A 25,948-nucleotide genomic window follows, 5' to 3' on the forward strand; every position below is an offset into this window, starting at 1 on the left:
CATGGGCGCGGGGTTCGACATCGTTGCGCTGGGCGAGGCCATGGTGGAGTTCAACCACGCCGGCCCGCGCGATTCACGCACCTATCTGCAGGGCTTTGGCGGCGATACCTCCAACGCCGTCATTGCCGCGGCCCGCCAGGGCGCGCGCTGCGCCTACCTGACCAGGCTGGGCGACGACACGTTCGGCCGCATGTGCCTGTACCTGTTGCGCGGGGAGCACGTCGACACCAGCGGCGTCATCCTCGACGCATCGGCGCCGACCGGGCTCTACTTTGTCCATCACGGCCCTGACGGCCACGCCTTCACCTATCGGCGCTCGGGTTCCGCCGCCAGCCGGATGCAGCCAGCGGACTTGCCGGTCGCAATGCTGGAAAAAGCCACGTGGCTCCACGTCTCCGGCATCAGCCAGGCCATCAGCACGTCCGCCGCGCGTACCGTGCGCGAGGCCGTCCGCATCGCCCGCCAGGCCGGCACCCAGGTGTCCTACGATCCCAACCTGCGCCTCACGCTGTGGCCATTGGAACGCGCCCGCGAAGTCATCGTCGCAACCCTGCCACTGTGCGACCTGTTCCTGCCAAGCCTGGACGACGTGCGCCAGCTTGCCGGCATCGACGATCCCGCCCGCATCGTGGACTGGTGCCACCGCATGGGCGCCCCGCGTGTGGTATTGAAACTGGGCAGCCAGGGTTGCCTGGTATCCGACGGCCGGCAGCTGACCGCCGTGGCGCCATTCCGCGTCGACGCAGTCGATGCCACCGGCGCGGGCGACTGCTTTGACGGGACCTATCTCGCGCGGCTGGTGGCGGGGGATGATGCGGTGTCCGCTGCACGCTGGGCAGGAGTGGCGGCCGCGCTGGCAACCACGGGCTGCGGCGCCGTGGCCCCACTGCCAGGGGTGCAGGCAGTATGGAGTGCGCTGAACGGGCGTGAACGGTAGACAGCCGGCCTGCCTGGGCCGCCGCGCAGGTCTGTCCGTCGCCGCGCAGGCAGGCCGGTCAATCGCCTTTGAAACCCGACGCCTTGATCACTGGCGTCCAACGCGCCGAGAGCGCGCTGGCATATCTGGCGACTTCCTCAGGGGTGCTGCCTGGCAGGATGTCATAGCCGGCGCGCGCCAGCTTTTCACGAACATCCGGCATCGCCAGCACCTTGCGTACCGCCTGATACCACTGTGTCGCCATATCGGACGGCGTGTTGGCGCGGATGTAAAGCAGGTAGCGCGACGAGGTCGCGAGGTTGGGAAAACCGGATTCCGCGAAGGTCGGCACGTCGGGCAAGGCATCGGCTCGCTTCTCCCCCGCCACGGCCAGCACGCGCAGCTTGCCGCCGCGATGCAGTTCAGTGAAAGTCGTGATGGCATCCATGCCTGCCGCGATCTGGCTGCCCATCATTTCCGTCGCCATCGCCGCGCCACCGCGATACGGCACCAGCGTGCTGCCGGTGCGGGACTGGCTGACAAACTCCACGGCAAGGAAGTGCAGCAGCGTGCCAACCGTGCTGATGCCGATCGAATACTCGGCCGGTTTGGCCCTGGCGGCCTTGACGAAGTCGGCCAGCGTCCTGATGGGTGAGCTGGTGCTGACCGCAATGCCGAACTGGACGCCGGTCACATCGGTGATAGCCGTGAAATCGGTGGCAGGGTTGAAACGCATATTGCTATAGATCAGCGGCCCGATGAACATCGGATCGACGGGTGCCAGCAGCACGGTGTTGCCGTCGGCGGGCGCGTTCTTCAGGACTTCGGCCGCCACGCGCGTGCCTGCACCGGGGCGGTTGTCGACGATGACGGTTCGGCCCATGGCCTCTTTCAACTTCTCGGACAGCAGGCGGCCCATGTAGTCCGCCGGCCCGCCCGGCGGAAACGGCACGATGATGCGCGCCACGTTCTGCCCCCATGCGGCCCGGGAGAGCAAGCCCCCGGTGCACAGGGCGGCGGCGGTGCCGGCCAGCATAGCGCGGCGCGAAAGCCGCAAGGTGTCAGCAGGTTGACGTTCGTTCATGGGAAGCTCCTGGATCTAGATGCCGGGTTGCACGTCGGTGAAAGGGATAAAGCGCGCCGCGTCTTCGATAGCCTGGCCGGCGCGCAGCAGCAGGTCCTCACGGAAGCGCCATGCCATGAGCTGCACGCCGACCGGCACGCCGCCGGCCATGCCGGTCGGCACGGACAGCCCCGGCATGCCCAGCATGGCGGTTGCCAGCAACGGGCTCTGCGCGTCGATCAAGGCCTGGTTTTCTGCAGGCGTGCGGATATCCGCGTCTTGCACGCTGGGGCGCTGCCACGACACCGGCATCAGCACCAACGGATACGTTTGCATGAACAGCGACCAGTTACGTGCGATGGCCTGGCGCCGCGACAGGGCATCCAGGAAGCCATCGCGATCGGTTTCCTGCATCCCGTCGAGCAGGTTGCGCTGGCTTTTCCGCATCGCTTCATCGCCATGCTGGTCCACGCCCGCGACGAGGTTGCGGCGGCTGTCGTCGACGATAAGCGTGCGCCATAGCGCAGCCGCCTCGAGGAAATCAGGCAGGCTGGCTTCCTCGACGGCGTAGCCCGCCTGCTGCAGCCATTGCGCGGCGCGCTCCAGCGCCGCGCTGACCGCGGGATCGACGGGAATGCCCGGACAGCGGCTGAACAGCGCCACCCGGATCGGGACCGCTGGCAGCGGCAGTTCCATCGGCACCGGCACCCAAGCGGGGTCGCGCCCGTCGTGGCGGGCCATGGCCTGGTAGCCAAGCCGCAGGTCGGCAATGCTGCGTGCGAGCGGCCCCTGCACTGACATCAGCTGTGGCGTGATGCTTCGCTCGGCCGTGGCTGACGGGTTGTACGCCGGCACCCGCCCTGTAGTGGGCCGCAGGCCGACGACACCGCAGGCATACGCCGGATAGCGAATCGAGCCGCCGATGTCATTGCCATGCGCCAGCGCCCCCATGCCGGCAGCGACCGCCGACGCGGCACCGCCGCTGGAGCCGCCAGGGGTGATATCCGCATTCCACGGATTCAGCGTGCGCCCATGCAGGCCGTTTTCCGTGAACCACCGTGACGAATAGGTGGCGGTATTGCTGCGCCCGACGATAATGGCCCCGGCACTGCGCCAGTGCGCCACCACGGGCGCATCCTCGCGCGCGATGTTGTGCTTCAGCGGAATCACGCCGTTGGTGGTGGCATAGCCGGCCTGGTCGACATTGATCTTGATCGTGACCGGCACGCCATGGAGCGGCCCCAGCTCGGCGCCCTCGGCTACCTGGCGGTCGGCGGCATCCGCGCTGGCCAGCGCCTCTTGTGCCAGCACTTCCGGCAGGGCATTGAGCCTGGGGTTAAGGGCTTCAATGCGGGACAACACGCTGGTTGTGACCTCGCGGCACGAAATCTCGCGGCGCCGCACGGCATCGGCAATATCGACAGCGCTCCAGCGCCAGAGCAATTCAGCAGGTTTCACGTCAGGGCTCCCAGGATTCAGGCAATAGGAATCCCACCCGCCGTGTCGGCAGCGACGGCGGCGGTTGGGTGTGCAGGAAAAAGGAGGACGCTAGCGCGTCAGCAGAGTCAGTCGCCCGGGCGCATCAGCAAGCTCCCGCGGTCCACCCGGGACTCGGCCTCCAGGGCCAGGGATTCCGCATGCTTCATGTGCTCTTGCATCAGGGCGCGTGCGCGTTCGGGATCCCGCGAGCGGAAGGCTTCGATCAGCGCGTGGTGGCTGTGGAAGATCTCTTCATCGAACTCGCTGAAATCGTCTTGCGCGTTCCGTACCACGATGACGCGGCGGATGATGTCATTGAGCAGGCGGCAGAACAGCGCCAGCATCGGGCTGCTGCAGGCGTCAGCCAGGCGGTCGTGAAACAGCAGGTCGGCCTCCCGCCGCTCGTTCCATTCAGCGCTGCCGCCATGTTGCGGGTGGCTCAGTCCAACCAGCGCGTCCAGATCGGCGATGTCGGCATCGGTCAGGCGCAACGCGACGTTGGCCGCCAGTTCCGGTTCCACGGCGCGGCGCAATGCGTACAACGTGACAATGTCGACTGACTGGAAGTACAGGAAGTTGGAGACCGCCTCCAGGCATCGCTCATACGGCGGCTGCATCAGCGTGGCGCCGCCGTTCGGTCCCGTACTGACCTTGACCAGCCCTTGCGCCTGCAACGAGGCCAGCGCCTCGCGCACCGTACCGCGTGCCACGCCCATCTGCTCGATCAGGGCCGCTTCCTGCGGCAGCTTGTCTCCGACCTTCTGGTGCGTCTGCACGATCCAGCGCTTGATATCACTGACCACCTGGTCCGAACGCTTCACGCGTCTGCTGCCTTCTATCGGCTGCGTAGGCCTGGAATCCATTGCTCTCTATTTATGATCATAATTATCATGATTATGACCAAGGAGCCGGCTATTCCTATCCGGGTATTCCCGACGCCAATGTGAAATCGCGTTTTCGCTTAAGCAGGCATGGCAAGGCGCTCCCGAAGCGGCCGACATTGGCGCAGTGCGCTTGCGCAATGGCGAACCAAATCTGTCGATTCGGCCCATGGGCCTGGAGCGGCGCCTGGTACTGGCCTATACCTGACGCAAGCCAACCATTTTTCATGCCGAGGTATCCCATGCACCACGCCTTCCCGCCCAACGACCCCAACGCCATGGCCTACTGGCGCGCGCGCCGCATGGTGCGCGCGCTGCGCGGCTGGTATATCCACCTGCTGGTCTACGCCGTGGTCAATGCATGGCTGTGGTTCCGCTTCTTCTACTTTCCCTCGCCGTCCTGGTCGCATTACGCCACCACGGGCTGGCCCTGGCCACTGACCACCACGCTGGCCTGGGGCCTGGGACTGACCGTACACGGGTTGCTGGTCTGGACGCGGCTGTCGCGCCGCGGTCGCGACTGGGAACAGCGCAAGATCCAGGAATTCATGGATCGGCACTGATTCCCTGGCTGGCGTCGCGCGGTGCCGGCCAGGCTTACATCTGCCGGAACCGATGCATGTAGGCGCGCGATACCGGCAGTTCGGCATCGCTGTCACGCATCCTGACAAAGAGCCGGCCCGACTCGTCCCGCCGCGTGCCGGCCACGTATTCCATATTGACGATGGATGAGCGGTGGATCTGCCAGAACACCTCGGCATCGAGACCGGCAATCAGCTCTGCCAGCGGCGTGCGGATCAGGTGCTCGCCATCCCGGGTATGCACCACCACGTACTTGTCGTCGCTCTGGAAATACATCACCTCCTGGATCGGCACGTGGCTGGTGGTATTGCCGCGGCTGGCGCGGACCCAGCGCAGCTGGCCGCCTCCGTCCGCGCGCGGCTGGGCGCGCGTCAGCTGGTTCAGCAACTGCGCCAGTTCGGGCAGCGGTGCCGCTTCCTGCAACGCCTTGCGCAATCGCTCGATGGTGCGGCCCAGGCGTTCCTCGCTGACCGGCTTGACCAGGTAGTCCACTGCGGCGCGCTCGAACGCATCGAGCGCAAATTCGTCATAGGCCGTGACGAACACCAGCCGTGTATCGGTTTCCACGCCCTGCGCTACTTCCAGCCCCGACAGTCCGGGCATCTTGATATCGAGGAAGGCAACGCTCGGCGACAAGCGTGCGATGGCGTCGGCGGCTTCGATGCCGTTGGTCACCTCGGCAACGATCTGCAGCTCCGGCCACAGGCGCTGCAGCTTGCCTCGCAGGTACGCACGCAGGTGCTCTTCATCGTCGGCAATCAGGGCGGTGGGCGTCATCAGCGTCTCCGGTTCAGGATGCAGGCGGCAGCGGAAGATCGATCAGTACGGCGGTGCCGGGCGAGCGCTCTTCTATCCTGACGTGGGCGTCGCCGTCATACAGCACGGCCAGTCGTTCGCGCAGGTTCGAAAGCCCGACACCGGCGCCGGCCGAGGGCCGAAACCCCATGCCATCGTCCTCGACCGTCGCCAGCATGCGCGCGCCGCGCCGCTCCAGCCGCACCAGCAAGCGCCCGCCTTCGATCTTCGGCTCCAGGCCATGCTTGATCGCATTCTCGACCACCGGCTGCAGCAGCATCGGCGCCAGCGGCATCGCTTCCAGTTCCGGGTCGACATCGACCGAGTAATGCAGCCGCTCACCCATGCGGATGCGGATCAGCGCCAGATAATCGCGCAGCAGCTTCGCCTCCTGCGCCACCGTGCCTTGCGTAGCGCGGCTGGCCGCAAGCGACGCACGCAGATAGGCGATGAAATGCTCCAGCATCATCGTGGCTTTCTGCGGCGCCGGCTCGATCAGGCTGACCACGTTGGCCAGCGTGTTGAACAGGAAGTGTGGTTCGATCTGGGCCTGCAGCAGCTTCATGCGGGCCTCGACCAGCTGCTTCTCAGTCGACAGCGTGCGCACCTGTTCCTGCGCCATGTACTCGGCAATCTTGCGCTCTTCCCAGCGCCGCCCGAGCAGGCCAACGCGGCTCCACGTCATGATGCCGTGCACCGCAAGGCCGATGCCCCAGCCCATCAGCGGGCCACCCGCCCAGGGGCGATGCGATGACCCCGTCAGGTGGAAGCCGATCAGCATGGCGTTCACCACTACGTACACCAAGGCGTGCAAATAGAAGAAACGCAACGCGCGCACGCGGTGGCGGGCTTCTTCGTAGGCACGTTGCTCGGGGGCGGAGCGCCAGAGGCGGGAGTTGGGGAAAGGCACGGGTGGGCGGGGAGCCAGGATGCAGCGAGATTACCACCGCGTACCCAGGCGCAGATATGGCCTTGGCGGGAACCGCCGGAACGACGGCGCGAATTGCCGAAATCGGCCGCGAACCACGCCACGCTGAGCGGCCGCTACCAAAGCAAACGGGCCACGCATCGTTGCGTGGCCCGTTCTTTATATGGTGCCGGCTGCAGGACTCGAACCCGCCACCTGATGATTACAAATCAACTGCTCTACCTGATGAGCTAAGCCGGCATGTCTGGTGCAGACCGCGATTCTACTGCATTGCGGTCGGCTTTGGGATGGCTTACTTCACCACTTTCAGTGCAGGCTTCTTGCTGCCGATGCGGGGCACCGGGGGCGGCGTGTCGTCGTCGCCGGGGCCGGTGTCGCTGGTGGTCGCCGGGGTTTCGGCTTCCACCGGGGCGAGTTTGGGCGGCGGGTTGTTTTCGCGCTCGGTGGCGGCCTGCGTTTCCGGCAGGCTGCGTTCGACCGGGAAGGCCATGCCCTGCCCGTTCTCGCGGGCGTAGATGGCCAGCACGTTCTCGACCGGCACATCGATCTTGCGCGAGACACCGCCGAAGCGTGCGCTGAAGGTGATCCACTCGTTGCCCATGTCAAGGCCGCTGGTGGCGTCGAAGCTGACGTTGAGCACGATCTCGTTGTTCTTGACGAACTCGCGCGGCACGTTGGTGTTGGCGTCGACGAAGACGGCGATGTACGGCGTGAAGCCGTTGTCCGTGCACCATTCGTAGATGGCGCGGATCAGGTAGGGCTTGGTGGAGGTTTCAGGCATTGTGCTTCCAATGGCGCCGCGGATGGCCCGAGGGCGGATGCCGTCGGGCCGGTGCCGCTTAGCGGCGCATCACCTTTTCGGACGGGGTGAGCGCTTCGATGTACGCGGGACGGCTGAAAATGCGTTCAGCATACTTCAGCAGCGGCGCGGCGTTCTTCGACAGCTCGATGCCGTAGTGGTCCAGGCGCCACAGCAGCGGTGCGATGGCGACGTCGAGCATCGAGAACTCTTCGCCCAGCATGTACTTGTTCTTGACGAAGATCGGCGCCAGCTGCGTCAGGCGGTCGCGGATCGCGGCGCGCGCGCGTTCGTGGTTCTTTTCCGCGGCCTTGCCCTTTTCGTTCTCCAGCGTGTAGACGTGGGTGAACAGTTCCTTTTCGAAGTTGAACAGGAACAGGCGGGCGCGTGCGCGCTGCACCGGGTCGGCCGGCATCAGCTGCGGGTGCGGGAAACGCTCATCGATGTATTCGTTGATGATGTTCGACTCATACAGGATGAGGTCGCGCTCGACCAGGATGGGCACCTGGCCGTACGGGTTCATCACCGAAATATCTTCGGGCTTGTTGAACAGGTCGACGTCGCGGATTTCAAAATCCATGCCCTTTTCGAACAGGACAAGGCGGCAACGTTGGGAAAACGGGCAAGTCGTACCCGAATACAACACCATCATGGTTGGATTCCTTGGGCTTAGCCGGAACAGGGTCGGACAGTAAGGTCTGCCATTCTGCCAAAGTCGGCTATCGAAAAGCAAATAAGTGGCAAATGGAACACTTTTTGATGCGGTCTTCCAAACTGTCACCGCTAAAAAAGCCAGGGGCGGCGCTGCTTTTCGCAGCGACCGCCCCTGGCTTGGCTTGAGCAGGGCCTGAACCAGCCCCCGATACAACTTACTTCACGTCTTTCCAGTACGCCGCGTTCAGGCGCCAGGCGAACACGGTGAACAAGCCCAGGAACATCAGCACCCAAACGCCCAGGCGCTTGCGGTGGTTCTGCGCGGGCTCGCCCATCCAGTCCAGGAAGCTGACGAGGTCGGCAGTCATCTGGTCGTACTCCACCTTGCTCAGCTTGCCGGGGCTCAGTTGCTCAAAGCCGGCGAACTTGTGCACCTTCTCGCCGTGCTCTTCCACTTCCGTGAACTTGGCGGCGCGCTGGCCCTGCAGTTCCCACAGCACGTGCGGCATGCCGACGCTTGGGAACACCAGGTTGTTCCAGCCGGTGGCGCGGCTGTCGTCACGATAGAACGTACGCAGGTAGGTGTAGAGCCAGTCATCGCCGCGGGCGCGGGCGATCACCGACAGGTCCGGCGGCTGCGCGCCGAAGAAGGCCTTGGCTTCCTTCGGCTGCATGGCGATGGTCATGGTCTCGCCCACCTTGTCCGCGGAGAACAGCAGGTTCTCGCGGATCTGGTCATCAGTCAGGCCGATGTCCTTGAGCCGGTTGTAGCGCATCATCGATGCGCCGTGGCAGTTCAGGCAGTAATTGACGAACACCTTGGCGCCGCGCTGCAGCGACGACAGGTCGGCGGTGTTCACCGGTGCCGGCTCGAGGGGGAAGCCCCCCTCTGATGCCATGGCGGGCGCGCCGGCAATGCAGGCGCCGGCCAGCGCGAGGATCGAAAGCAGCTTTTTCATCTTGTGTCCTTGTGCTCTTGTCGGGGTTCGCTTCGCTCAGTGCGGGTGGAACGTGACACGCTCCGGGACCGGCTTGAACTCGCCGACACGGCTCCACAGCGGCATGGTCAGGAAGAAAGCGAAGTACAGCAGCGTACCGAGCTGCGACACCTTCTCACCCACCGGCGACGGCGGTTGCACGCCGAGATAGCCGAGCACCAGGAACACCACCACGAAGACGATCAGGATGGTCTTGTGGAAAGCGGGACGATAGCGGATGGACTTGACCGGCGAGCAGTCGAGCCACGGCAGGAAGAACAGGATCACCACCGAGCCGCCCATCACCAGCACGCCCCAGAACTTGGCGTCGATGAAGTAGAAGCCCACGGCCAGGATCACCGCGATAGCGACGGCGCCGATCTTCACGCGCACATCCTTGCTGCGCAGGAACACCATGCCAAGCAGCAGCGCGAAGAACACCCACAGGATCGGCAGGAAGTTCGACGTGGTGGCGCGCAGCATCGAGTAGAACGGCGTGAAGTACCAGACCGGCGCAATGTGCGGCGGCGTCTTCAGCGGATCCGCCGGGAAGTAGTTGTTGGCTTCGAGGAAATAGCCGCCCACTTCCGGGAAGAAGAAGATCACGGCCGAGAAGATGATCAGGAAGCCGCCAACGCCCAGCAGGTCGTGCACCGAGTAGTACGGGTGGAACGGGATGCCATCCAGCGGGATGCCATTCTCGTCCTTCTTGGCCTTGATCTCGACGCCGTCCGGGTTGTTCGAGCCCACTTCGTGCAGCGCGATGATGTGCGCGACCACCAGGCCCAGCAGCACCAGCGGCACGGCAATGACGTGGAACGAGAAGAAGCGGTTCAGCGTCGCGTCGCTCACCACGTAGTCACCGCGGATGAACAGCGACAGGTCCTGGCCGATCACCGGAATGGCCGAGAACAGGTTCACGATGACCTGCGCGCCCCAGTACGACATCTGGCCCCATGGCAGCAGGTAGCCCATGAAGGCTTCGGCCATCAGGCACAGGAAGATCAGGCAGCCGAAGATCCAGACCAGCTCGCGCGGCTTGCGGTACGAACCGTACAGCAGACCGCGGAACATATGCAGGTAGACCACGACAAAGAAGGCCGAGGCGCCGGTCGAGTGCATGTAGCGCACCAGCCAGCCCCACGGGACTTCGCGCATGATGTATTCCACGCTGGCAAAGGCCACGGGAATGCCGGCGGCGTTCAGCGTGCCGTCCGGCTTGTAGTTCATCACCAGGAAGATGCCGGTGACAATCTGGATCACCAGCACCAGCAGCGCCAGCGAACCGAAGAAATACCAGAAGTTGAAGTTCTTCGGCGCGTAGTAGCGGGACAGGTGGTCTTCCCACAGCTGCGTGGCGGGAAAGCGGGCGTCGATCCAGCCCAGCAGGCCGGTCGTCTTGACTTGTTTTTCGGCCGCCATGATCAGGCTTCTCCTTTCTCGTCCTTGCCGATCACGATCTTGCTGTCGGACAGGAACTGGTAGGGGGGAACATCGAGATTCTGCGGAGCCGGCTTGTTCTTGAATACGCGCCCGGCAAGGTCGAAGGTCGATCCGTGGCAGGGGCAAAGGAAACCGGGATCAGTGCCGAGCTGCGGATTGGCACCGGGGCCGAAGGGGCCCGACGGGGAACAGCCGAGGTGGGAGCAAATGCCCACCACGACCAGCACATCCTTGTGTTCCGGACGCGAACGGGTTTCGTTCTTGCAGTACTCCGGCGTCTTCATCGTGAACGGAACTTCGGAATTCGGATCGGCCACTTCGCCGTCCGTCTTCTTCAGCGACGCCAGTTGCTCCTCCGTGCGCCGCATGATCCAGACCGGCTTGCCGCGCCACTCGACGGTCATCATCTCGCCCGGTTTCAGGGCGCCGATATCCGCCTCGACTGGGGCACCGGCGGCCTTGGCCTTCTCCGATGGTGCAAAGGTACTGACGAAAGGAACCGCTACCGCTACGCCTCCGACGCCGCCAGCGACGGATGTCGCGATCAACCAATTGCGGCGACCTTTATCCACGCTCTTCACGTCTTGCTGGTCACTCATTCCAAACCCCAGGGGAAGTCAATTTAGATTTTGCGTCAACCATAAAGTGTACCTTAGACACCTGCGCACTAGATAGGCAGAAAATGCCACGGCCTCGCGCGATTATCGGTCATGCATCCCGGAAATCCGCCTCCACGCTTGATTTCCGGTGAGTGATGCGGCAGGCTTTCAGCTTGAAGCCGTTCGTCCATAGCCACAAGAAGGAGAACCCCCCATGGGCATGATCTCGGAATTCAGGACCTTCGCCGTACGCGGCAACGTCATCGACCTCGCTGTCGGTGTGATCATTGGCGCGGCCTTCGGCAAGATTGTGGATTCGGTGGTCAACGATCTGATCATGCCGTTGGTGGGCCGTGTTGTCGGCAAGCTGGATTTCTCCAGCATGTTTATCGCTCTGGCGGATCCCCCTCCCGGTACGCCGCTGACGCTCGATGCCTTGAAGAAGGCCGGCGTGCCGGTGTTTGCCTATGGCAATTTCCTGACCATCGTCGTCAACTTCATCATCCTGGCCTTCATCATCTTTCTGATGGTGCGTGCCTTCAACCGGATGCGCGCCGAAGAACCGGCGCCGCCGCCCGCCGCTCCGCCCGAGGAAGTGGTGCTGCTGCGTGAAATCCGCGACAGCCTGAAGACCCGCTGATCCGAATGCCGAACGATAAAACGGCCCCGCTGGGGCCGATTTGTTTTTTGTCAGATCAGACCGGATTCGGAATATCAATAAAGGTATGGCGCAGGCCGAAGCGTTCGGCCACATGCTCGCCCAGCGAGCGAATGCCATAGCGCTCGGTCGCATGATGGCCGGCTGCCAGGTACGCCACGCCGCTCTCGCGCGCAAGATGCGTGGTCTGCTCCGAGACTTCGCCGCTCAGATAAGCATCGACACCCGCGGCAACCGCGGCGTCGAAATACCCTTGCGCACCGCCCGTGCACCAGCCGACGGTGCGGATCATCTGATTCGGCGCGCCGATCGCCAGCGGTTCGCGCCCGAGTACGCCGCCGACATGCGCCGCTAGCGCGGCAAGTGGCATCGGCGCCGGCAGCGTACCGGTCCAGCCCAGCTGGTCGTCGCTGAAGCGGCCGGTGGGCGTAAAGCCGAGCTGCAAGCCAAGCTGGGCGTTGTTGCCGAACTCGGGGTGATTGTCCAGCGGCAGATGGTAGGCGAACAGATTGACGTCCGCCCCGAGCAGGCGCTTCAGGCGCGCATGTTTTTGTCCCACCACGCGCGCATCTTCGTTTTTCCAGAAATAGCCGTGATGCACGAGGATGGCGTCGGCGCCGGCCTCGACCGCGGCATCGACCAGCGCCAGGCTCGCCGTCACGCCGGTCACCACGTGAGTGATCTCCGAGCGACCTTGCACTTGCAGCCCATTGGGACAATAGTCCTTGTAGCGGGAAACTTCCAGCAGGTCGTTCAAGTACAATTCAAGCTCTTTTGTTTTCATTTTCTGCTCAAAACTCCAATATGTTGCGGCGCTTTTGGCTGTTCTTTGCCCAGGCTGTCACCGTCGTGCTGGCGGTCTGGTTCGTCGTGGCAACGCTCAAGCCTGAATGGCTGCAGAGGGGGCGCGTCGCGGTCCAATCCGGTTCGCCCATCGTGGCGCTCAAGGAGGTCGTGCCCAATGTGTCCGGCCCTGCGGCCGAAGGGTCATACAGTGAAGCCGCCCAGCTTGCCATGCCGGCGGTGGTCAACATCTTTACCAGCAAGAACGGCAACAAGCGCTCACCCAACCCGCAGGCCGAGGATCCGTGGTTCCGCTTCTTCTTCGGGGACCGCCTGCCCGAGCGGCAGGAGCCGGTCTCCAGCCTGGGGTCGGGCGTCATTGTCAGTGCCGAGGGTTACATTCTAACCAACCACCACGTGGTCGACGGCGCCGACGAGATCGAGATCGCGCTGACCGACGGCCGCAAGGCCAATGCCAAGGTGGTCGGGTCCGACCCGGAAACCGATCTGGCCGTGCTCAAGGTGACGCTCAAGGACCTGCCCGCGATCACGCTGGGCCGGCTCGAGAATGTGAAGGTGGGTGATGTGGTGCTGGCCATCGGCAACCCGTTCGGCGTGGGCCAGACCGTGACCATGGGCATTGTGTCGGCGCTGGGGCGCAGTCACCTGGGTATCAACACGTTCGAGAACTTTATCCAGACCGATGCCGCGATCAACCCCGGCAACTCGGGCGGCGCCCTGGTGGATGCGCAGGGCAACCTGCTCGGCATCAATACGGCGATCTATTCGCGCTCGGGCGGCTCGCTGGGAATCGGCTTTGCCATTCCGGTATCGACGGCCAAGCAGGTGATGGAGTCGATCATCTCGACCGGCAGCGTGACGCGCGGCTGGATCGGCGTCGAGCCGCAAGATATGACGCCCGAGATTGCCGAATCCTTCGGGCTTGATGCGAAGGAAGGCGCACTGATCGCCGCCGTAGTCCAGGGCGGCCCGGCCGACAAGGCGGGCGTGCGGCCCGGCGATGTGCTGACCAAGGTGAATGGCTTGTCGATCACGGACACTACGGCCCTTCTCAATGCCATTGCGCAGCTCAAGCCCGGCGTGGACATCAAGATGACGGTGATCCGACGCGGCAAACCGACCGACCTGACGGTCACCATCGGCAAACGGCCACCGCCGCCGCGCCGGTCGCTGCCGTTCGAAGAGGAAGAGTAAGGCCGGCAAGCCAGTACCCGGACCAGCAAACCCGCCAGCGATGGCGGGTTTTTTTGTGTCGCAATGCCTCTGTGACAGCGCCTACCCGCAGCCCTGGCGCAGGCGGACGTCGCTTCGCCAGCCATGGGGTGCGACGCCGTCCGGCGCCAGCGGGCGCGAGCCCATGCCAGCTTCACGATGGCGCGACCGGGCGCGAAACCTTTCAGCGGGCGCCATCCTGTGGCATGCCGGCGCCTTGGCGAAATCTGGATGGTATGGCGATGGAGGCGAAAACGGTGGCGTGGTCGCCTCATGCAGGCGTACCCGTCCTTTCCCGCCCACTTCCACTGCCTTGAAGCACAAAAGAAAACGCCGGCATCCTTGCGGATGCCGGCGTTTTTCAAGCCAATCTAAAGCGGGCTTGCACCCGCGCTAGATTAGAACTTGTGGCGCAGGCCGATCACAGCACCGAACTGGTCCTTGCCCGGCTGAACGCTGCCCGCAACTTGCGAGTTGAAGCCGTTCACGCCCAGGGTCGAGCCGTTGTCGTTCAGAGCGTACGACAGCGAGGTGTACACGTCGGTACGCTTCGACAGCGCGTAGTCGGCCGTGATCACGAATTGCCACGGATCGGCGTCCGTCTTGCGGAAGTCTTGGTAGTAAGCAGCGCCCGACAGCGAGAACGCCGGGGTCAGCTGGTAACCCAGACCCAGCCAGTACAGGTTGGAGGTGCTGTTGGCCACCAGCGGGCTCACGCCCGGCAGGACGGCGCCGTCAGCGGCCTTGGCCCAACGGTAACCAGCGTACACCTTGGCCGGGCCGAAGGCGTAGTTGGCGCCAACGGTAGCGCGGCGGATGCGTTGGCCGCTTGCGTCAACAGCAGGCGTGCCAACGGTGGTGCCGTGCGTTTCGTCGTAGGCAGCGCCGATCGACAGCGGGCCGGCTGCGTAGCTCAGCAGGGCGCCGTACTCTTGGCCGCGGCGGAATGCGCCGGCAGCTTCCTGGCCGTTGTTGTTGAAGCTGTAGAACGCCGAAGCGGTCAGGCCACCGAAGGTGCCGATGTACTTGACGGTGTTGTCAGCGCGCGAAGCAAACGCAGCGTCCTGAGCCAGGATGCCGTAGCGCGACGAGATGGCCATCGGGTCATAGAGCAGGCCAAAGTCGTAGAACGACGTTTGCTGACGGCCCAGCAGCAGCGAGCCGAACTGGCTTTGCAGACCGACATAGGCTTGACGACCGAACAGACGACCACCTTGGGCCGACGTACCGTTGTCGAGATCAAAACCGCTTTCCAGGACGAAAACGCCCTTCAGGCCGCCGCCCAGATCTTCGACGCCACGCAGGCCCCAGCGCGAACCGGATTGGTTGCCCGACGACATGCGGAACAGGTTGTCACCATTGACGCCCGAGTTGCTGTTGTACTCGAGGCCGACGTCAGCAACACCGTACAGGGTTACGCTCGATTGGGCATAAGCGCCGCCAGCGGCCAGAGCGGCGACGGCAGCAGCAAACAGTTTCATCTTCATATCGACACTTTCCTTGTCAACTGATTGGGAAATCTTGGTTGCCCAAGTGCTTGGGCGACGCATTTACATTCACGTCTGCTGCGTATTATGTGCCAGCCCCCCCGGCCGTCAGAAGGCTTTTTCGGCGTAAACCATGCTTACCGGCGGTTTTTGTTGTCGGGGAGCAACAGGAATGCGGGCAAAAATCCCAGTTTTGGTGCAAAGCGGTGCAACACGGAGGAAATAACCCTGCTTCAGCGCGATTCGTCTGGCTGTGTTTCTGCTGAAGTGGCGTCTTCGGCTACCGGGCGGCCGATAAAACGGGCCAGCACCAGGCCAAGTTCATAGAGAACGATGAGAGGTACCGCCAGCAGCAACTGCGACAGCACGTCAGGCGGTGTAACGATAGCCGCAATGATGAAGGCCCCGACGATGACATAGGGGCGGATCTGCTTGAGCTTTTCCAGCTCCACCACGCCGAAGCGCACCAGCACGATCACCACCACCGGCACTTCGAAGGTAATGCCGAAGGCCAGGAACGTCGTCATGGCGAAGCTGAGGTATTTATCGATGTCGGTGGACATCTCGGCCCCCAGCGGCGCGTTGTAGTGGGCCATGAAATGGAACACCGTGGGGAACACCAGAAAATACGCGAACGCCACGCCGCACAGAAACAGGAAATAACTGCTCGACACCAGCGGCAGGATCAGGCGCTTCTCATGCTGGTACAGGCCAGGCGCGACGAACTGCCAGACCTGGTACAGCACCCACGGCAGCGCGATCAGGAACGCCACCAGCAAGGTCACCTTCATCGGCACGAAGAACGAGCCGGTCACATCCGTGACGATCATCTTGCCGCCCTTGGGCAGCGATTCCATCAGCGGCGCGGAAAAGAGATTGAAGATGACCGGCGCCCAGTAGACCAGCGAGACGAAGACCAGCATGATGCCGGCCACCGCCTTGACCAGGCGCTGGCGCAGCTCGATCAGGTGGGAGATGAAGGTTTCCTGCTGCGACTCGTCTTGCGGGTCTTGGGGATCGGAGGACCGGGTGTCGCTCATGGCGTGAACCGCTCAGCCGCAAGGGCTGGCAAGTGGATCGATTTAACCGCAATGTGGCGGCGCGGGAAGGCGGACACAACGACAGCGGCCACGGCGGCCGGCATGAGTTCGCAGCGCGCCATGCTCACTCGAAGAAGGAACGGGATTGCCGGGTCGCCGGCCGGTGCCGCTTGACGCGCGCCGCGCCCGACTGCACCCAGACGCGGACATTGTGCTGGCGCTTGAACCATAGCGGACGCGCGCCCTGCTTGACGCGCCAGCTCTTGCGCCCGTTGCGCGCCTTGTGCGCCGCGTCCCAGCTGGGCACGAAGCCGCCGCTGGCGTCGCTGCTGGCGCCGGCGCCGGTGGCTGCGCTGGCTTCGGCGCCGCCGAGCGCTTCGTTGAGCGCCTGGCTCTGCTCGCTGACTTCCTTGTGGATGGTGCGCTCGACATCGCGCGCGGCGTCCTCGAATTCCGTGCGCATCTTGCGCAGTTCTTCCAGTTCGACCTCGCGGCTGACTTCAGCCTTGACGTCGTTGATATAGCGCTGCGCACGGCCGACCAGCGCGCCCACCGTGCGCGCAACCTTGGGCAGCCGTTCGGGACCGATCACGATCAGTGCCACGGCGCCGATCAGCGCCAGCTTGGAAATGCCGAGATCAATCATGCGGACACATCATGCGGACAACATGCGGAAAAGCGCGGCGCGCAACGACACACGGCTGCGAGGTTTGCGTGGAAGGGAAGGCACATCACCGCCTTATTGCTGGCGGGACTTTTCCTTGGCTTCGACATCGATGGTGGTGGAATCGCGCAGCTCCTTGGACGCGGCTGGCTGGGCGTTCTTGTCCTCGCCTTCCTTCATGCCGTCCTTGAAGCCCTTGACCGCGCCGCCCAGGTCCTGGCCGATATTGCGCAGCTTCTTGGTGCCGAACACCAGCATGACGATCACCAGCACGATCAGCCAGTGCCAAATGCTAAACGAACCCATTTTTTGCTCCTGATGCAGCCGCGGGCACAGTCATTGATGCCCGGACCCGTTGTTCCGTCCCGTGATGGCCGCGCCGGGCGACGGTTGCCGGCGCAGCTTCTGACCGCGGGCGTTGCCGCCGCGGCCCCTCCCATACAAGGCTGCCGGTCAGGGCAGCGGTCCCTTCCAGGTGTGGCGCGGCCCACCGAGCACATGCAGATGCAGGTGGTAGACCTCCTGTCCGCCGTCCGGGCCGGTGTTGATCACCGTCCGAAAGCCGTTGGAACAGCCGGCCGCGCGCGCCAGTTCAGGCACCTTCAGCATCATTCTAGCAAGCACCTCTCCTTCGCCGGCGCCGCAATCGGCCAGCGAGTCGACATGCGATTTGGGAATGACCAGCAAGTGTACCGGGGCCTTGGGATGGATATCGTGGAAAGCCAGCATGTCGTCGTCTTCATAGACTTTGTTCGACGGCAGCTCGCCGGCCACGATCTTGCAGAAGATGCAATTATCCTGAGCGTTCATGAAAATTTCATTGCGACGGCCGCGGCCGCGGCGAGACCCTGATGCAGCCGAGCCTCAGAACTGCTGGTCCGGGTACATGGGCTTGCTGTCATTCAGATACAGCCAGCCCTTGACGATACGATACAGCATCCACAGCGACAGCACGCCCCAGACCGCGAAGGCCAGCGGCATCAGCACAACTGTCGCGAACAGCACCCCGCCCAGCACGCCCCAGGCCACCGACCACCAGAACGAGCGAATCTGCCAGGCGAAGTGCGAGGCATACAGCGAACCGCGAGCGTCATCGCGCTTGACATAGTCAACCACGATGGCGATCAGCGCGGTAATGCCGCCGGTGAGCCAGAAGATCGCATACAGCGCATAAAGGATATGCAGCAGCTTGCGCAGGCTGCCCAGCTGTTCGCCGCTGGGGGTGGTGACTTGCCCGGTGTAGTCGTTCGCCATGATCGCCCTTGGTTGGAAGCCTGCCTTGCGGCAGGCGGGAGACCGGCCGGCACGCGTGCCGGCTAGTCCTTGCGCCGGGCCTTTTCTTCCAGGCCGGACAGCCCTTCGCGCCGTGCCAGCTCGTTGACCACGTCGGCCGGCGTCAGCCCGAAGTTTGCCAGCAAGACCATGCTGTGGAACCAGAGGTCGGCCACTTCATAGACCACCTTGCCGGCCGCGGCGCCGCTCTGGCCGGCGGCGCGGGCGTCCTTGGCCGCCATCACGGTCTCGGTGGCTTCCTCGCCAATCTTCTTCAGGATGGCGTCGTCGCCCTTGCTGAACAGGCGCGCCACATAAGACTTGTCGGGATCGCCGCCGTTGGCGGGCTTGCGCGATTCCAGCACTTCGGCCAGGCGCGCCAGGACATCGTTGCTGCTGAATGCGTTGTCGCTCATGGCTTGGAGTAGATCTGGGCAGGGTCCTTCAGCACCGGCTCGACGGTCTGCCAGTCGCCGGCGTCCGCGTCGCCCTCGAACTTCTGGAAGAAGCAGGAATGACGTCCGGTATGGCAGGCAATGCTGTCGACCTGCGTCACCTTCAGCAGCACCACGTCTTCATCGCAGTCCAGACGGATCTCGTGCACCTTCTGCACATGGCCCGACTCTTCGCCCTTGTGCCACAGGCGCTTGCGCGAGCGCGACCAGAACACGGCCTCGCCCAGTTCCACGGTGCGCAGCAGCGCTTCGCGGTTCATGAACGCGAACATCAGCACGTCGTTCGAGCCGACTTCCTGCACGATCACCGGCACCAGGCCGTTGTCGTCCCATTTCACCTTGTTGAGCCACTTCTTCGGCATAGTCAGATCCGCACAGGAATGCCCTCGCGGGCCATGAATGCCTTGGCTTCGCCCACGGTGTGTTGGCCGTAGTGGAAGATGCTGGCGGCCAGCACCGCGTCGGCGCGGCCCTGGGTGATGCCGTCGGCCAGGTCCTGCAGGCCGCCGACGCCGCCCGAGGCGATCACCGGCACCGGCACCGCATCGCTGACCGCGCGGGTCAGCTCCAGGTCGAAGCCGCTCCGGGTGCCGTCGCGGTCCATGCTGGTCAGCAGGATCTCGCCGGCGCCCCGCGTGGCCATCTCGCGCGCCCATTGCACCGCGTCTAGCCCGGTCGCCTTGCGCCCGCCGTGGGTGAAGACTTCCCAGCGCGGCGCTTCGCCCGGGGCGGAGCTGCGCTTGGCGTCGATCGCCACGACGATGCATTGCGAGCCATAGCGCGCGGTGGCATCCGACACCAGCTGCGGATTGGCAATCGCCGACGAGTTGACGCTGATCTTGTCAGCGCCGGCATTGAGCAGGCGCCGCACGTCTTCGACGGTGCGCACACCGCCGCCCACCGTCAGCGGGATAAAGACCTGCGAGGCCACGTCCTCGATGATATGCAGCATCAGGTCACGCCCGTCGCTGGTCGCGGTGATGTCGAGAAATGTGATTTCGTCGGCGCCCTGCTCGTCATAGCGGCGCGCGATTTCCACGGGATCGCCCGCATCGCGCAGCTCGACAAAGTTGACGCCCTTGACCACCCGCCCGTTGGTCACGTCCAGGCAGGGGATGATACGTTTGGCTAGCATGAGATTCCTTGTCCGCCACCGCTGCCATGCGGGCAGCGGCGAGGCGGCGGCGCCCCGCGGCGCCGTTGCCTTATTGCCCGTCGCGCAGCTTGTCCGCCAGCGCCTGTGCGGCGGCAAAGTTGAGGTCGCCCGAGTAGATCGCGCGGCCGCAAATCACGCCTTCCACGCCCTCGCCTTCCACCGCGCAGAGGTTGTCGATATCGGCCAGGTTGGACAGGCCGCCGCTGGCAATCACCGGAATCGACATCGATTGCGCCAGCTTGACGGTGGCGTCGATATTGATCCCCTGCAGCATGCCGTCGCGGCCGATGTCGGTGTAGATGATGGCCTCGACGCCGTAGTCTTCATACTTGCGCGCCAGGTCCGCCACCTCGTGGCCGGTCAGCTTGCTCCAGCCGTCGGTGGCCACCTTGCCATCCTTGGCATCGAGGCCGACGATGATATGACCGCCGAAAGCCGAACAGGCGTCCTTCAGGAACCCGGGATTCTTCACCGCCGCGGTGCCGATGATGACGTACGAAAGCCCGTCGTCCAGCCAGCGCTCGATGGTGTTCAGGTCGCGGATGCCGCCGCCCAGCTGCACCGGGATCTCGTCGCCGACCTCGGCGATGATGGCCTTGATGGCCTCCTCGTTGCGGGGCTTGCCCACGAACGCGCCATTCAGGTCCACCAGGTGCAGGCGGCGGGCGCCCTGCTCCACCCAGTGGCGTGCCATGGCGGCGGGATCTTCGGAAAAGACGGTGGCCTGGTCCATGTCGCCTTGTTTGAGGCGTACACACTGACCGTCCTTCAGGTCGATGGCCGGAATGAGCAACATATGCGTGACGAGCGTGGTTGAGTGAGTGAGATTGAGCGAGACCGGCGCATGCCGGTCAGGTCGGGTCGATAGTCGATTGGAAACGGGTCAGGTGCCGGGTCGGTCAGCGGTCGGACATCGGTAAAAAAAGCGAATCGCGAATCGGCAAGCCTGTGCTTCAGGGATTCCAGTGGACGAAGTTCCGGTACAGCTGCAGGCCCAGGGCCGCGCTTTTCTCGGGGTGGAACTGCGTGGCGAAAATATTATCGCGCGCTACCGCGCTGGTAAACACGACTCCGTATTCCGTTTCGCCGGCGACATGGGCCGGATCCTGCGCCTGCACATAGTAGCTGTGGACGAAATAGAACCAGCTGTCGTCCGGGATACCGTCCCACAGCGGGTGCGGCCTGGCCTGGCGCACCCGGTTCCAGCCCATCTGCGGCACTTTGTAGCGCGAGCCATCCGGCTGCGTCATGCCGTCCAGCGCAAAGCGCACTACTTGGCCGGGCATCAGCGCCAGCGCCGGGGTGCGGTCCGCGCCGGCGCGGCTTTCGGTGCTGAATTCGAACAGCATCTGCTCGCCCACGCACACGCCCAGCATCGGCTTGCTGGCGGCGGCCTCGACTACCGCCTGCTGCAGGCCGGACGCGCCCAGCGCCGACATGCAGTCGGGCATGGCGCCCTGTCCCGGCAGCACCACGCGGTCCGCCGAGCGGATGCCTTCGGGCGCATCCACGACCCGCACATCGGCTTCCGGCGCCGCGGCGCGCAGCGCCTGCGCCACCGAGCGCAGGTTGCCCATGCCGTAATCCACAATTGCTATGGTAGTCATGATTTCAAAACAGGCAACAATGTCTTCAGCCCGTCCACGATGAATTCCACGGCCAGCGCCGACAGGATCAAGCCCATCAGGCGCGTGCCGATATTGATGCCGGTGCGCCCGATCACCCGGGCGATCGGGTCCGCCGCGCGGAATACCAGGTACACCACCGAGCCCAGCAACGCGCCGATGCCGACCAGGATCAGCAACTGGTACCAGTGCTGGGTCTTGCCCGCATAGACGATCACCGTGCTGATCGAGCCCGGCCCGGTCAGCAGCGGCAGCGCCAGCGGCACCACCGCGATGCTCGAGCGCGCCTCGGCCTCGTCCTCTTCTTCCGGCGTGGCCTTGGTGCGGCTGGTCTGCGCATTCAGCATGTTCATGGCCATCATGATCATGATGAGCCCGCCGCCCACCTGCAGCGATGCCACGGAGATATTGAAGAACTCGATGATCTGCTGCCCCAGCAACGCCGACACCGCCACCACGATTGCCACCGAGACCGACGCGATCTTGATGGTATGCCGCTTTTCCGCTTCGGTCTGCTGCGTGGTCAGGCTGATGAAGAACGGGATCGCCCCGATCGGGTTGATCAGCGCCAGCAGCGAAATAAACGACTTGAGCGTATCCATTGGTTGCGGTTCGCCAGCGTCGCTGGCCGGGTTCGTGCCGGGAAGGTCAGCGGGCGCCGCAATCAGCCGGCACGCCTACGGTTTCAGGAAGCTCAGAGGGTACCCTTGGTCGACGGGATCGTGTTGGCCGCGCGCGGGTCCAGTTCCACCGCCATGCGCAAGGCCCGGCCAAAGGCCTTGAACACCGTTTCGCACTGGTGATGGGCATTGATGCCGCGCAGGTTGTCGATATGCAGGGTCACGCCCGCATGATTGGCGAAGCCGCGGAAGAACTCGATGGTCAGGTCCACGTCGAAGCTGCCAACGCGCGCGCGCGTGAACGGCACGTGGAACTCCAGGCCGGGGCGGCCGGAGAAATCGATCACCACGCGCGACAGGCATTCGTCCAGCGGCACGTAGCTGTGGCCGTAGCGGGTGATGCCCTTTTTGTCGCCGATGGCCCTGGCAACCGCCTGGCCGAGCGTGATGCCGACGTCTTCCACCGTATGGTGGTCGTCGATATGCGTGTCGCCGGTGGCTTCGACTTCCAGGTCGAACATGCCATGCCGGGCGATCTGATCCAGCATGTGGTCAAGGAACGGTACGCCGGACGCCAGCTTCTGGCGGCCGCTGCCGTCGAGATTCAGGGAAACGCGAATCTGCGTTTCCGAAGTATTGCGGGTGACCTCTGCAACACGCATGGTGTTAATCCTGCAGCGACGCTGCGAATGCCTCAAGGAACTGCGCGTTTTCTTCGGGCGTGCTGACCGTGACGCGCAGACAATTGGCCAGCAACGGGTGCATTTTACTCACGTTCTTGATCAATACCTTGCGGGCCAGCAGGCGGTCGAAGGTCTGTGCGGCATCCGGCACGCGCGCCAGCACGAAGTTGGCGGCGCTTGGGAACACGGTAACGCCGGGCTGCGCGGCCATGCCGTCGGCCACGCGGGCGCGCTCGGCGCGCAGTTGCGCGGCCTGTTCGTCCAGTACGGACACGTGTTCGAGCGCGAACAGCGCGGCCGCTTCGGTCAGCACGTTGACGTTGTAGGGCGGGCGCACCTTGTCCAGCTGCGCCAGCCATTCGGGGGCGCCGGCCAGGTAGCCCAGGCGGATGCCGGCCAGGCCCAGCTTCGATACGGTGCGCATCACCAGCAGGTTGCCGAACTCCACCAGGCGCGGCATCCAGCTGTGCTGGGCGAACGGCTGGTAGGCCTCGTCGACCACCACCAGGCTGTTGCAGGCTTCGCCCTGGGCGGCGCGGACGATGGCCTCCATGTCGTCGGCATCGAACAGGTTGCCGGTGGGGTTGTTCGGGTACGCCAAGTAGATGATGGCAGGCTGGTGCTCGGCCATCGCCGCCAGCATGGCGGCGCGGTCAAGCGTAAAGTCCGCGCGCAGCGGCACGCCGACGAATTGCAGGCCGGCAAACTGCGCCGACATCGCATACATGACAAAGCCCGGCACCGGTGCCATCACCTTCGCACCCGGCTTGGCCGCGGCCAGCGCCAGCATGCTGATGATTTCGTCCGAGCCGTTGCCGAGCAGCACGTCCATGCCGGCCGGCACCTGCATCACCGTCTTCAGCTTCGCGCGCAGCGCTTCGCTGCTGGGCACCGGATAGCGGTTCAGTGCGACCTCACCGAGCCGCGCGGCCAGTTGCTCGCGCAGTTCGGCCGGCAGGCGGTAGGGATTCTCCATCGCGTCGAGCTTGACCAGACCGTGCGAATCCGGCACGTGGTAAGCGCCCATGGCGCGCACGTCGTCACGGATGATGCGTTCGATCAGGGAGGGCTCTACGACTGACATGGAAGCTCCAGAGTGGGTTGGGTCAGGGTTAGCTACGCTTGAAACGGTATTCCGCGCTGCGGGCGTGGGCCTGCAGCCCTTCGCCATAGGCCAGTTCGGCGGCGATCTGCCCGAGCATCTGCGCCCCGCCCTCGCTCACCTCGATCAGGCTCGAGCGCTTCTGGAAGTCATAGACGCCCAGCGGCGACGAGAAGCGCGCGGTGCGGGAGGTCGGCAGCACGTGGTTCGGGCCGGCGCAGTAGTCGCCCAGCGACTCGCTGGTATAGCGGCCCAGGAAGATGGCGCCGGCGTGGCGAATCTTCTCGCTCCACTGGCGCGGGTTTTCGGCGGAGATCTCGAGGTGCTCCGGCGCGATCGCGTTGGCGATCTCGCAGGCCTCTTCCATGTCGCGCACCTTGATCAGCGCGCCACGGCCGGAGATCGACGCGGCGATCACGTCGCGACGCGGCATGGTGCCAAGCTGGCGCTGGATGCTGGATTCGACGCGGGCGATATAGTCTGAATCCGGGCACAGCAGGATCGACTGCGCCAGTTCGTCGTGCTCGGCCTGCGAGAACAGGTCCATCGCCACCCAGTCGGGGTCGGTGGTGCCGTCGCAGATCACCAGGATCTCGGACGGGCCGGCAATCATGTCGATGCCGACGGTGCCGAACACGCGCCGCTTGGCCGCGGCGACGTAGGCATTGCCGGGGCCGACAATCTTGTCGACCTGCGGCAGCGTCGCGGTGCCATAGGCCAGCGCACCAACCGCCTGGGCGCCGCCGATGGTAAACACGCGATCGACGCCGGCGATTTGCGCCGCGGCCAGCACCAGTTCATTGCGCACGCCGCCCGGCGTGGGCACGACCATGATGATTTCCTTCACGCCCGCCACGCGCGCCGGAATCGCATTCATCAGCACCGACGACGGATACGCGGCCTTGCCGCCCGGCACGTAGATGCCGACTCGGTCCAGCGGTGTCACCTTCTGGCCCAGCATGGTGCCGTCGGCCTCGGTGTATTCCCAGCTGTGGCTGCCGCATTCGATCTTCTGCTTCTCGTGGTAGGCACGCACGCGCGCGGCGGCGGCCTCAAGCGCCGCGCGGCGCTTGGGCTCGAGGTCTTCGAGCGCGGCTTCCAGCTGCTGCTGCGCGACCTCCAGTGCGCCCATCGACGCCGCTTCGACACGGTCGAAGCGACGGGTGTATTCGAGCACCGCGGCGTCCCCGCGTGCCTTCACGTCGGCCAGGATCTGCGCGGCGGCGCGATCGATGGCCTCGTCCTCGCCAGCCTCGAAGGCCAGCACCTGGCGCAGCGCCTCGGCAAAGCCCGGCGCGCTGGAATCGAGCCGGCGGACCGGCAGGTTTTCCATTTCGGTTGGGTTCATGACTTCTTTCCTTCTCGGGCGGCCACGGCCTCAGGCCAGTGCCGCCGAAGCGCGTTCAAAGGCGTCGAGGATCGGTGCCAGCCGCTCGCGCTTGAGTTTGAGCGCGGCCTGGTTCACCACCAGCCGCGACGAGATCTGCACGATTTCTTCCACTTCGACCAGGTTGTTGGCGCGCAGCGTGCTGCCGGTGCTGACCAGGTCGACGATGGCGTCGGACAGGCCCACCAGCGGGCCCAGCTCCATCGAACCGTACAGCTTGATCAGGTCGACGTGAACGCCTTTTTTCGCAAAATGCTCGCGCGCGGTCTGCACGTACTTGGTGGCCACGGCCAGGCGCGCGCCCTGGCGCACCGCGTTGGCGTAGTCAAAGCCGGCCGGCACCGCCACCGACATGCGGCAGCGCGCGATGTTCAGGTCGATCGGCGCGTACAGGCCGGCCATGCCGTTTTCCATCAGCACGTCCTTGCCGGCCACGCCGAAGTCGGCCGCGCCGTACTGCACATAGGTCGGCACGTCCGAGGCACGCACGATCACCACGCGCACCGCCGGATCGGAAGTCGGCAGAATCAGCTTGCGCGAGGTCTCGGGATCCTCGGTGACGCGGATCCCGGCGGCTTCCAGCAGCGGCAGCGTCTCGGTGAAGATGCGGCCCTTGGACAGCGCCAGCGTCAACTGGTCGGGCGATGCGTTGAAAGTGGGGCTCATC

General features: G+C 64.5%; 31 protein-coding genes and 1 tRNA gene. 4 read left to right on the plus strand and 28 right to left on the minus strand.

What is annotated here, in order from left to right; genetic code table 11:
- Position 1 precedes the first annotated feature (1 nt).
- Positions 2–937, plus strand: a complete 936-nt coding sequence (locus tag ACOCMH_RS31520; protein WP_427311573.1) for a sugar kinase — start codon at positions 2–4, stop codon at positions 935–937.
- A 58-nt stretch (positions 938–995) separates the two neighbouring features.
- Here the strand turns inward: ACOCMH_RS31520 and ACOCMH_RS31525 are convergent, their stop codons facing one another.
- From ACOCMH_RS31525 to ACOCMH_RS31535, 3 genes are all read right to left on the minus strand, one after another.
- Positions 996–1,952 (minus strand): Bug family tripartite tricarboxylate transporter substrate binding protein, encoded by a 957-nt coding sequence (locus ACOCMH_RS31525; protein WP_427311575.1) that lies wholly within the window; start codon positions 1,950–1,952, stop codon positions 996–998.
- Positions 1,953–2,015: 63 nt separating this feature from the next.
- Positions 2,016–3,437, minus strand: a complete 1,422-nt coding sequence (locus ACOCMH_RS31530) for an amidase family protein (protein ID WP_427311576.1) — start codon at positions 3,435–3,437, stop codon at positions 2,016–2,018.
- A 107-nt stretch (positions 3,438–3,544) separates the two neighbouring features.
- Complete coding sequence (locus ACOCMH_RS31535; protein WP_427311578.1) at positions 3,545–4,279, minus strand: FadR/GntR family transcriptional regulator; 735 nt, start codon at positions 4,277–4,279, stop codon at positions 3,545–3,547.
- A gap of 302 nt (positions 4,280–4,581) precedes the next feature.
- Here ACOCMH_RS31535 and ACOCMH_RS31540 point away from each other — a divergent pair, with 302 nt between their 5' ends.
- On the plus strand, positions 4,582–4,902 hold the full coding sequence (locus tag ACOCMH_RS31540; RefSeq protein WP_427311580.1) for a 2TM domain-containing protein: 321 nt from the start codon (positions 4,582–4,584) through the stop codon (positions 4,900–4,902).
- A gap of 34 nt (positions 4,903–4,936) precedes the next feature.
- Here ACOCMH_RS31540 and ACOCMH_RS31545 read toward each other — a convergent pair whose 3' ends face one another.
- The 8 genes from ACOCMH_RS31545 to petA all read right to left on the minus strand — a co-directional run bounded on the left by ACOCMH_RS31545 (position 4,937) and on the right by petA (position 11,116).
- Positions 4,937–5,698: a LytR/AlgR family response regulator transcription factor gene (locus ACOCMH_RS31545; protein WP_427311581.1), complete on the minus strand. Its 762-nt coding sequence runs from the start codon at positions 5,696–5,698 to the stop codon at positions 4,937–4,939.
- Positions 5,699–5,711: 13 nt separating this feature from the next.
- A complete protein-coding gene (locus ACOCMH_RS31550; protein WP_427313404.1) occupies positions 5,712–6,554 on the minus strand; it encodes a sensor histidine kinase in 843 nt (280 codons plus the stop codon).
- Positions 6,555–6,808: 254 nt separating this feature from the next.
- Positions 6,809–6,884: transfer RNA gene (locus ACOCMH_RS31555), tRNA-Thr, on the minus strand.
- A 52-nt stretch (positions 6,885–6,936) separates the two neighbouring features.
- Positions 6,937–7,425, minus strand: a complete 489-nt coding sequence (locus ACOCMH_RS31560; RefSeq protein WP_427311583.1) for a ClpXP protease specificity-enhancing factor — start codon at positions 7,423–7,425, stop codon at positions 6,937–6,939.
- A gap of 58 nt (positions 7,426–7,483) precedes the next feature.
- The gene (locus ACOCMH_RS31565) at positions 7,484–8,095 is read right to left on the minus strand and encodes a glutathione S-transferase N-terminal domain-containing protein (RefSeq protein WP_010812311.1); all 612 of its coding nucleotides are present in this window, start codon (positions 8,093–8,095) and stop codon (positions 7,484–7,486) included.
- Positions 8,096–8,312: 217 nt separating this feature from the next.
- Positions 8,313–9,056 (minus strand): cytochrome c1, encoded by a 744-nt coding sequence (locus tag ACOCMH_RS31570; protein WP_427311585.1) that lies wholly within the window; start codon positions 9,054–9,056, stop codon positions 8,313–8,315.
- A 36-nt stretch (positions 9,057–9,092) separates the two neighbouring features.
- Positions 9,093–10,496 (minus strand): cytochrome b, encoded by a 1,404-nt coding sequence (locus ACOCMH_RS31575; protein WP_171516746.1) that lies wholly within the window; start codon positions 10,494–10,496, stop codon positions 9,093–9,095.
- A 2-nt stretch (positions 10,497–10,498) separates the two neighbouring features.
- On the minus strand, positions 10,499–11,116 hold the full coding sequence (petA, locus tag ACOCMH_RS31580) for a ubiquinol-cytochrome c reductase iron-sulfur subunit (RefSeq protein ID WP_171516747.1): 618 nt from the start codon (positions 11,114–11,116) through the stop codon (positions 10,499–10,501).
- A gap of 214 nt (positions 11,117–11,330) precedes the next feature.
- On the opposite strand from petA, the gene mscL reads away from it, so the two are divergent.
- Positions 11,331–11,756 carry a large conductance mechanosensitive channel protein MscL gene (gene mscL / locus ACOCMH_RS31585; RefSeq protein WP_427311587.1) on the plus strand — a complete coding sequence of 142 codons (426 nt, stop codon included), beginning with the start codon at positions 11,331–11,333 and terminating at the stop codon, positions 11,754–11,756.
- Between the two features lie 55 nt (positions 11,757–11,811).
- Here mscL and ACOCMH_RS31590 read toward each other — a convergent pair whose 3' ends face one another.
- Positions 11,812–12,558, minus strand: a complete 747-nt coding sequence (locus ACOCMH_RS31590; protein ID WP_427311589.1) for a Nif3-like dinuclear metal center hexameric protein — start codon at positions 12,556–12,558, stop codon at positions 11,812–11,814.
- 20 nt (positions 12,559–12,578) lie between these two features.
- On the opposite strand from ACOCMH_RS31590, the gene ACOCMH_RS31595 reads away from it, so the two are divergent.
- On the plus strand, positions 12,579–13,772 hold the full coding sequence (locus ACOCMH_RS31595) for a Do family serine endopeptidase (RefSeq protein WP_171516749.1): 1,194 nt from the start codon (positions 12,579–12,581) through the stop codon (positions 13,770–13,772).
- A 416-nt stretch (positions 13,773–14,188) separates the two neighbouring features.
- On the opposite strand, the gene ACOCMH_RS31600 is transcribed toward ACOCMH_RS31595, so the two are convergent.
- From ACOCMH_RS31600 to hisG, 16 genes are all read right to left on the minus strand, one after another.
- Entirely contained in the window at positions 14,189–15,277 is a 1,089-nt protein-coding gene (locus ACOCMH_RS31600; RefSeq protein WP_427311591.1) for a porin, read from the minus strand.
- Between the two features lie 233 nt (positions 15,278–15,510).
- Positions 15,511–16,317: a twin-arginine translocase subunit TatC gene (tatC, locus tag ACOCMH_RS31605; protein WP_427311593.1), complete on the minus strand. Its 807-nt coding sequence runs from the start codon at positions 16,315–16,317 to the stop codon at positions 15,511–15,513.
- Between the two features lie 124 nt (positions 16,318–16,441).
- Complete coding sequence (gene tatB, locus ACOCMH_RS31610; RefSeq protein WP_427311595.1) at positions 16,442–16,963, minus strand: Sec-independent protein translocase protein TatB; 522 nt, start codon at positions 16,961–16,963, stop codon at positions 16,442–16,444.
- Between the two features lie 93 nt (positions 16,964–17,056).
- On the minus strand, positions 17,057–17,287 hold the full coding sequence (gene tatA, locus ACOCMH_RS31615; protein WP_171516753.1) for a Sec-independent protein translocase subunit TatA: 231 nt from the start codon (positions 17,285–17,287) through the stop codon (positions 17,057–17,059).
- Positions 17,288–17,434: 147 nt separating this feature from the next.
- Positions 17,435–17,791 carry a histidine triad nucleotide-binding protein gene (locus ACOCMH_RS31620; protein WP_171516754.1) on the minus strand — a complete coding sequence of 119 codons (357 nt, stop codon included), beginning with the start codon at positions 17,789–17,791 and terminating at the stop codon, positions 17,435–17,437.
- Positions 17,792–17,845: 54 nt separating this feature from the next.
- The gene (locus ACOCMH_RS31625; protein WP_427311597.1) at positions 17,846–18,235 is read right to left on the minus strand and encodes a DUF4870 family protein; all 390 of its coding nucleotides are present in this window, start codon (positions 18,233–18,235) and stop codon (positions 17,846–17,848) included.
- Between the two features lie 62 nt (positions 18,236–18,297).
- A complete protein-coding gene (locus ACOCMH_RS31630; protein ID WP_171516756.1) occupies positions 18,298–18,669 on the minus strand; it encodes a phosphoribosyl-ATP diphosphatase in 372 nt (123 codons plus the stop codon).
- Positions 18,666–19,070, minus strand: a complete 405-nt coding sequence (gene hisI / locus ACOCMH_RS31635) for a phosphoribosyl-AMP cyclohydrolase (protein ID WP_427311599.1) — start codon at positions 19,068–19,070, stop codon at positions 18,666–18,668. Before hisI ends, ACOCMH_RS31630 begins: the two co-directional genes overlap by 4 nt.
- Before the next feature lie 2 nt (positions 19,071–19,072).
- Positions 19,073–19,843, minus strand: coding sequence for an imidazole glycerol phosphate synthase subunit HisF (hisF, locus tag ACOCMH_RS31640; protein WP_171516757.1), 771 nt, complete (start codon positions 19,841–19,843; stop codon positions 19,073–19,075).
- Between the two features lie 70 nt (positions 19,844–19,913).
- Positions 19,914–20,660 carry a 1-(5-phosphoribosyl)-5-[(5-phosphoribosylamino)methylideneamino]imidazole-4-carboxamide isomerase gene (gene hisA / locus ACOCMH_RS31645; protein ID WP_427311601.1) on the minus strand — a complete coding sequence of 249 codons (747 nt, stop codon included), beginning with the start codon at positions 20,658–20,660 and terminating at the stop codon, positions 19,914–19,916.
- Positions 20,661–20,817: 157 nt separating this feature from the next.
- Positions 20,818–21,471: an imidazole glycerol phosphate synthase subunit HisH gene (gene hisH, locus ACOCMH_RS31650; protein ID WP_427311603.1), complete on the minus strand. Its 654-nt coding sequence runs from the start codon at positions 21,469–21,471 to the stop codon at positions 20,818–20,820.
- Positions 21,468–22,091, minus strand: coding sequence for a YchE family NAAT transporter (locus tag ACOCMH_RS31655; protein WP_427311605.1), 624 nt, complete (start codon positions 22,089–22,091; stop codon positions 21,468–21,470). Before ACOCMH_RS31655 ends, hisH begins: the two co-directional genes overlap by 4 nt.
- 92 nt (positions 22,092–22,183) lie before the next feature.
- Positions 22,184–22,771 (minus strand): imidazoleglycerol-phosphate dehydratase HisB, encoded by a 588-nt coding sequence (hisB, locus tag ACOCMH_RS31660; RefSeq protein ID WP_427311607.1) that lies wholly within the window; start codon positions 22,769–22,771, stop codon positions 22,184–22,186.
- Between the two features lie 4 nt (positions 22,772–22,775).
- Positions 22,776–23,876 carry a histidinol-phosphate transaminase gene (hisC, locus tag ACOCMH_RS31665; RefSeq protein ID WP_427311609.1) on the minus strand — a complete coding sequence of 367 codons (1,101 nt, stop codon included), beginning with the start codon at positions 23,874–23,876 and terminating at the stop codon, positions 22,776–22,778.
- A gap of 28 nt (positions 23,877–23,904) precedes the next feature.
- Positions 23,905–25,242 (minus strand): histidinol dehydrogenase, encoded by a 1,338-nt coding sequence (hisD, locus tag ACOCMH_RS31670; protein WP_427311610.1) that lies wholly within the window; start codon positions 25,240–25,242, stop codon positions 23,905–23,907.
- A 30-nt stretch (positions 25,243–25,272) separates the two neighbouring features.
- Positions 25,273–25,947 carry an ATP phosphoribosyltransferase gene (gene hisG / locus ACOCMH_RS31675; protein ID WP_427311612.1) on the minus strand — a complete coding sequence of 225 codons (675 nt, stop codon included), beginning with the start codon at positions 25,945–25,947 and terminating at the stop codon, positions 25,273–25,275.
- Position 25,948: the final 1 nt, after the last annotated feature.

This window comes from Cupriavidus sp. H39, assembly GCF_050271075.1.
Taxonomy (GTDB): Bacteria; Pseudomonadota; Gammaproteobacteria; order Burkholderiales; family Burkholderiaceae; genus Cupriavidus; species Cupriavidus necator_B.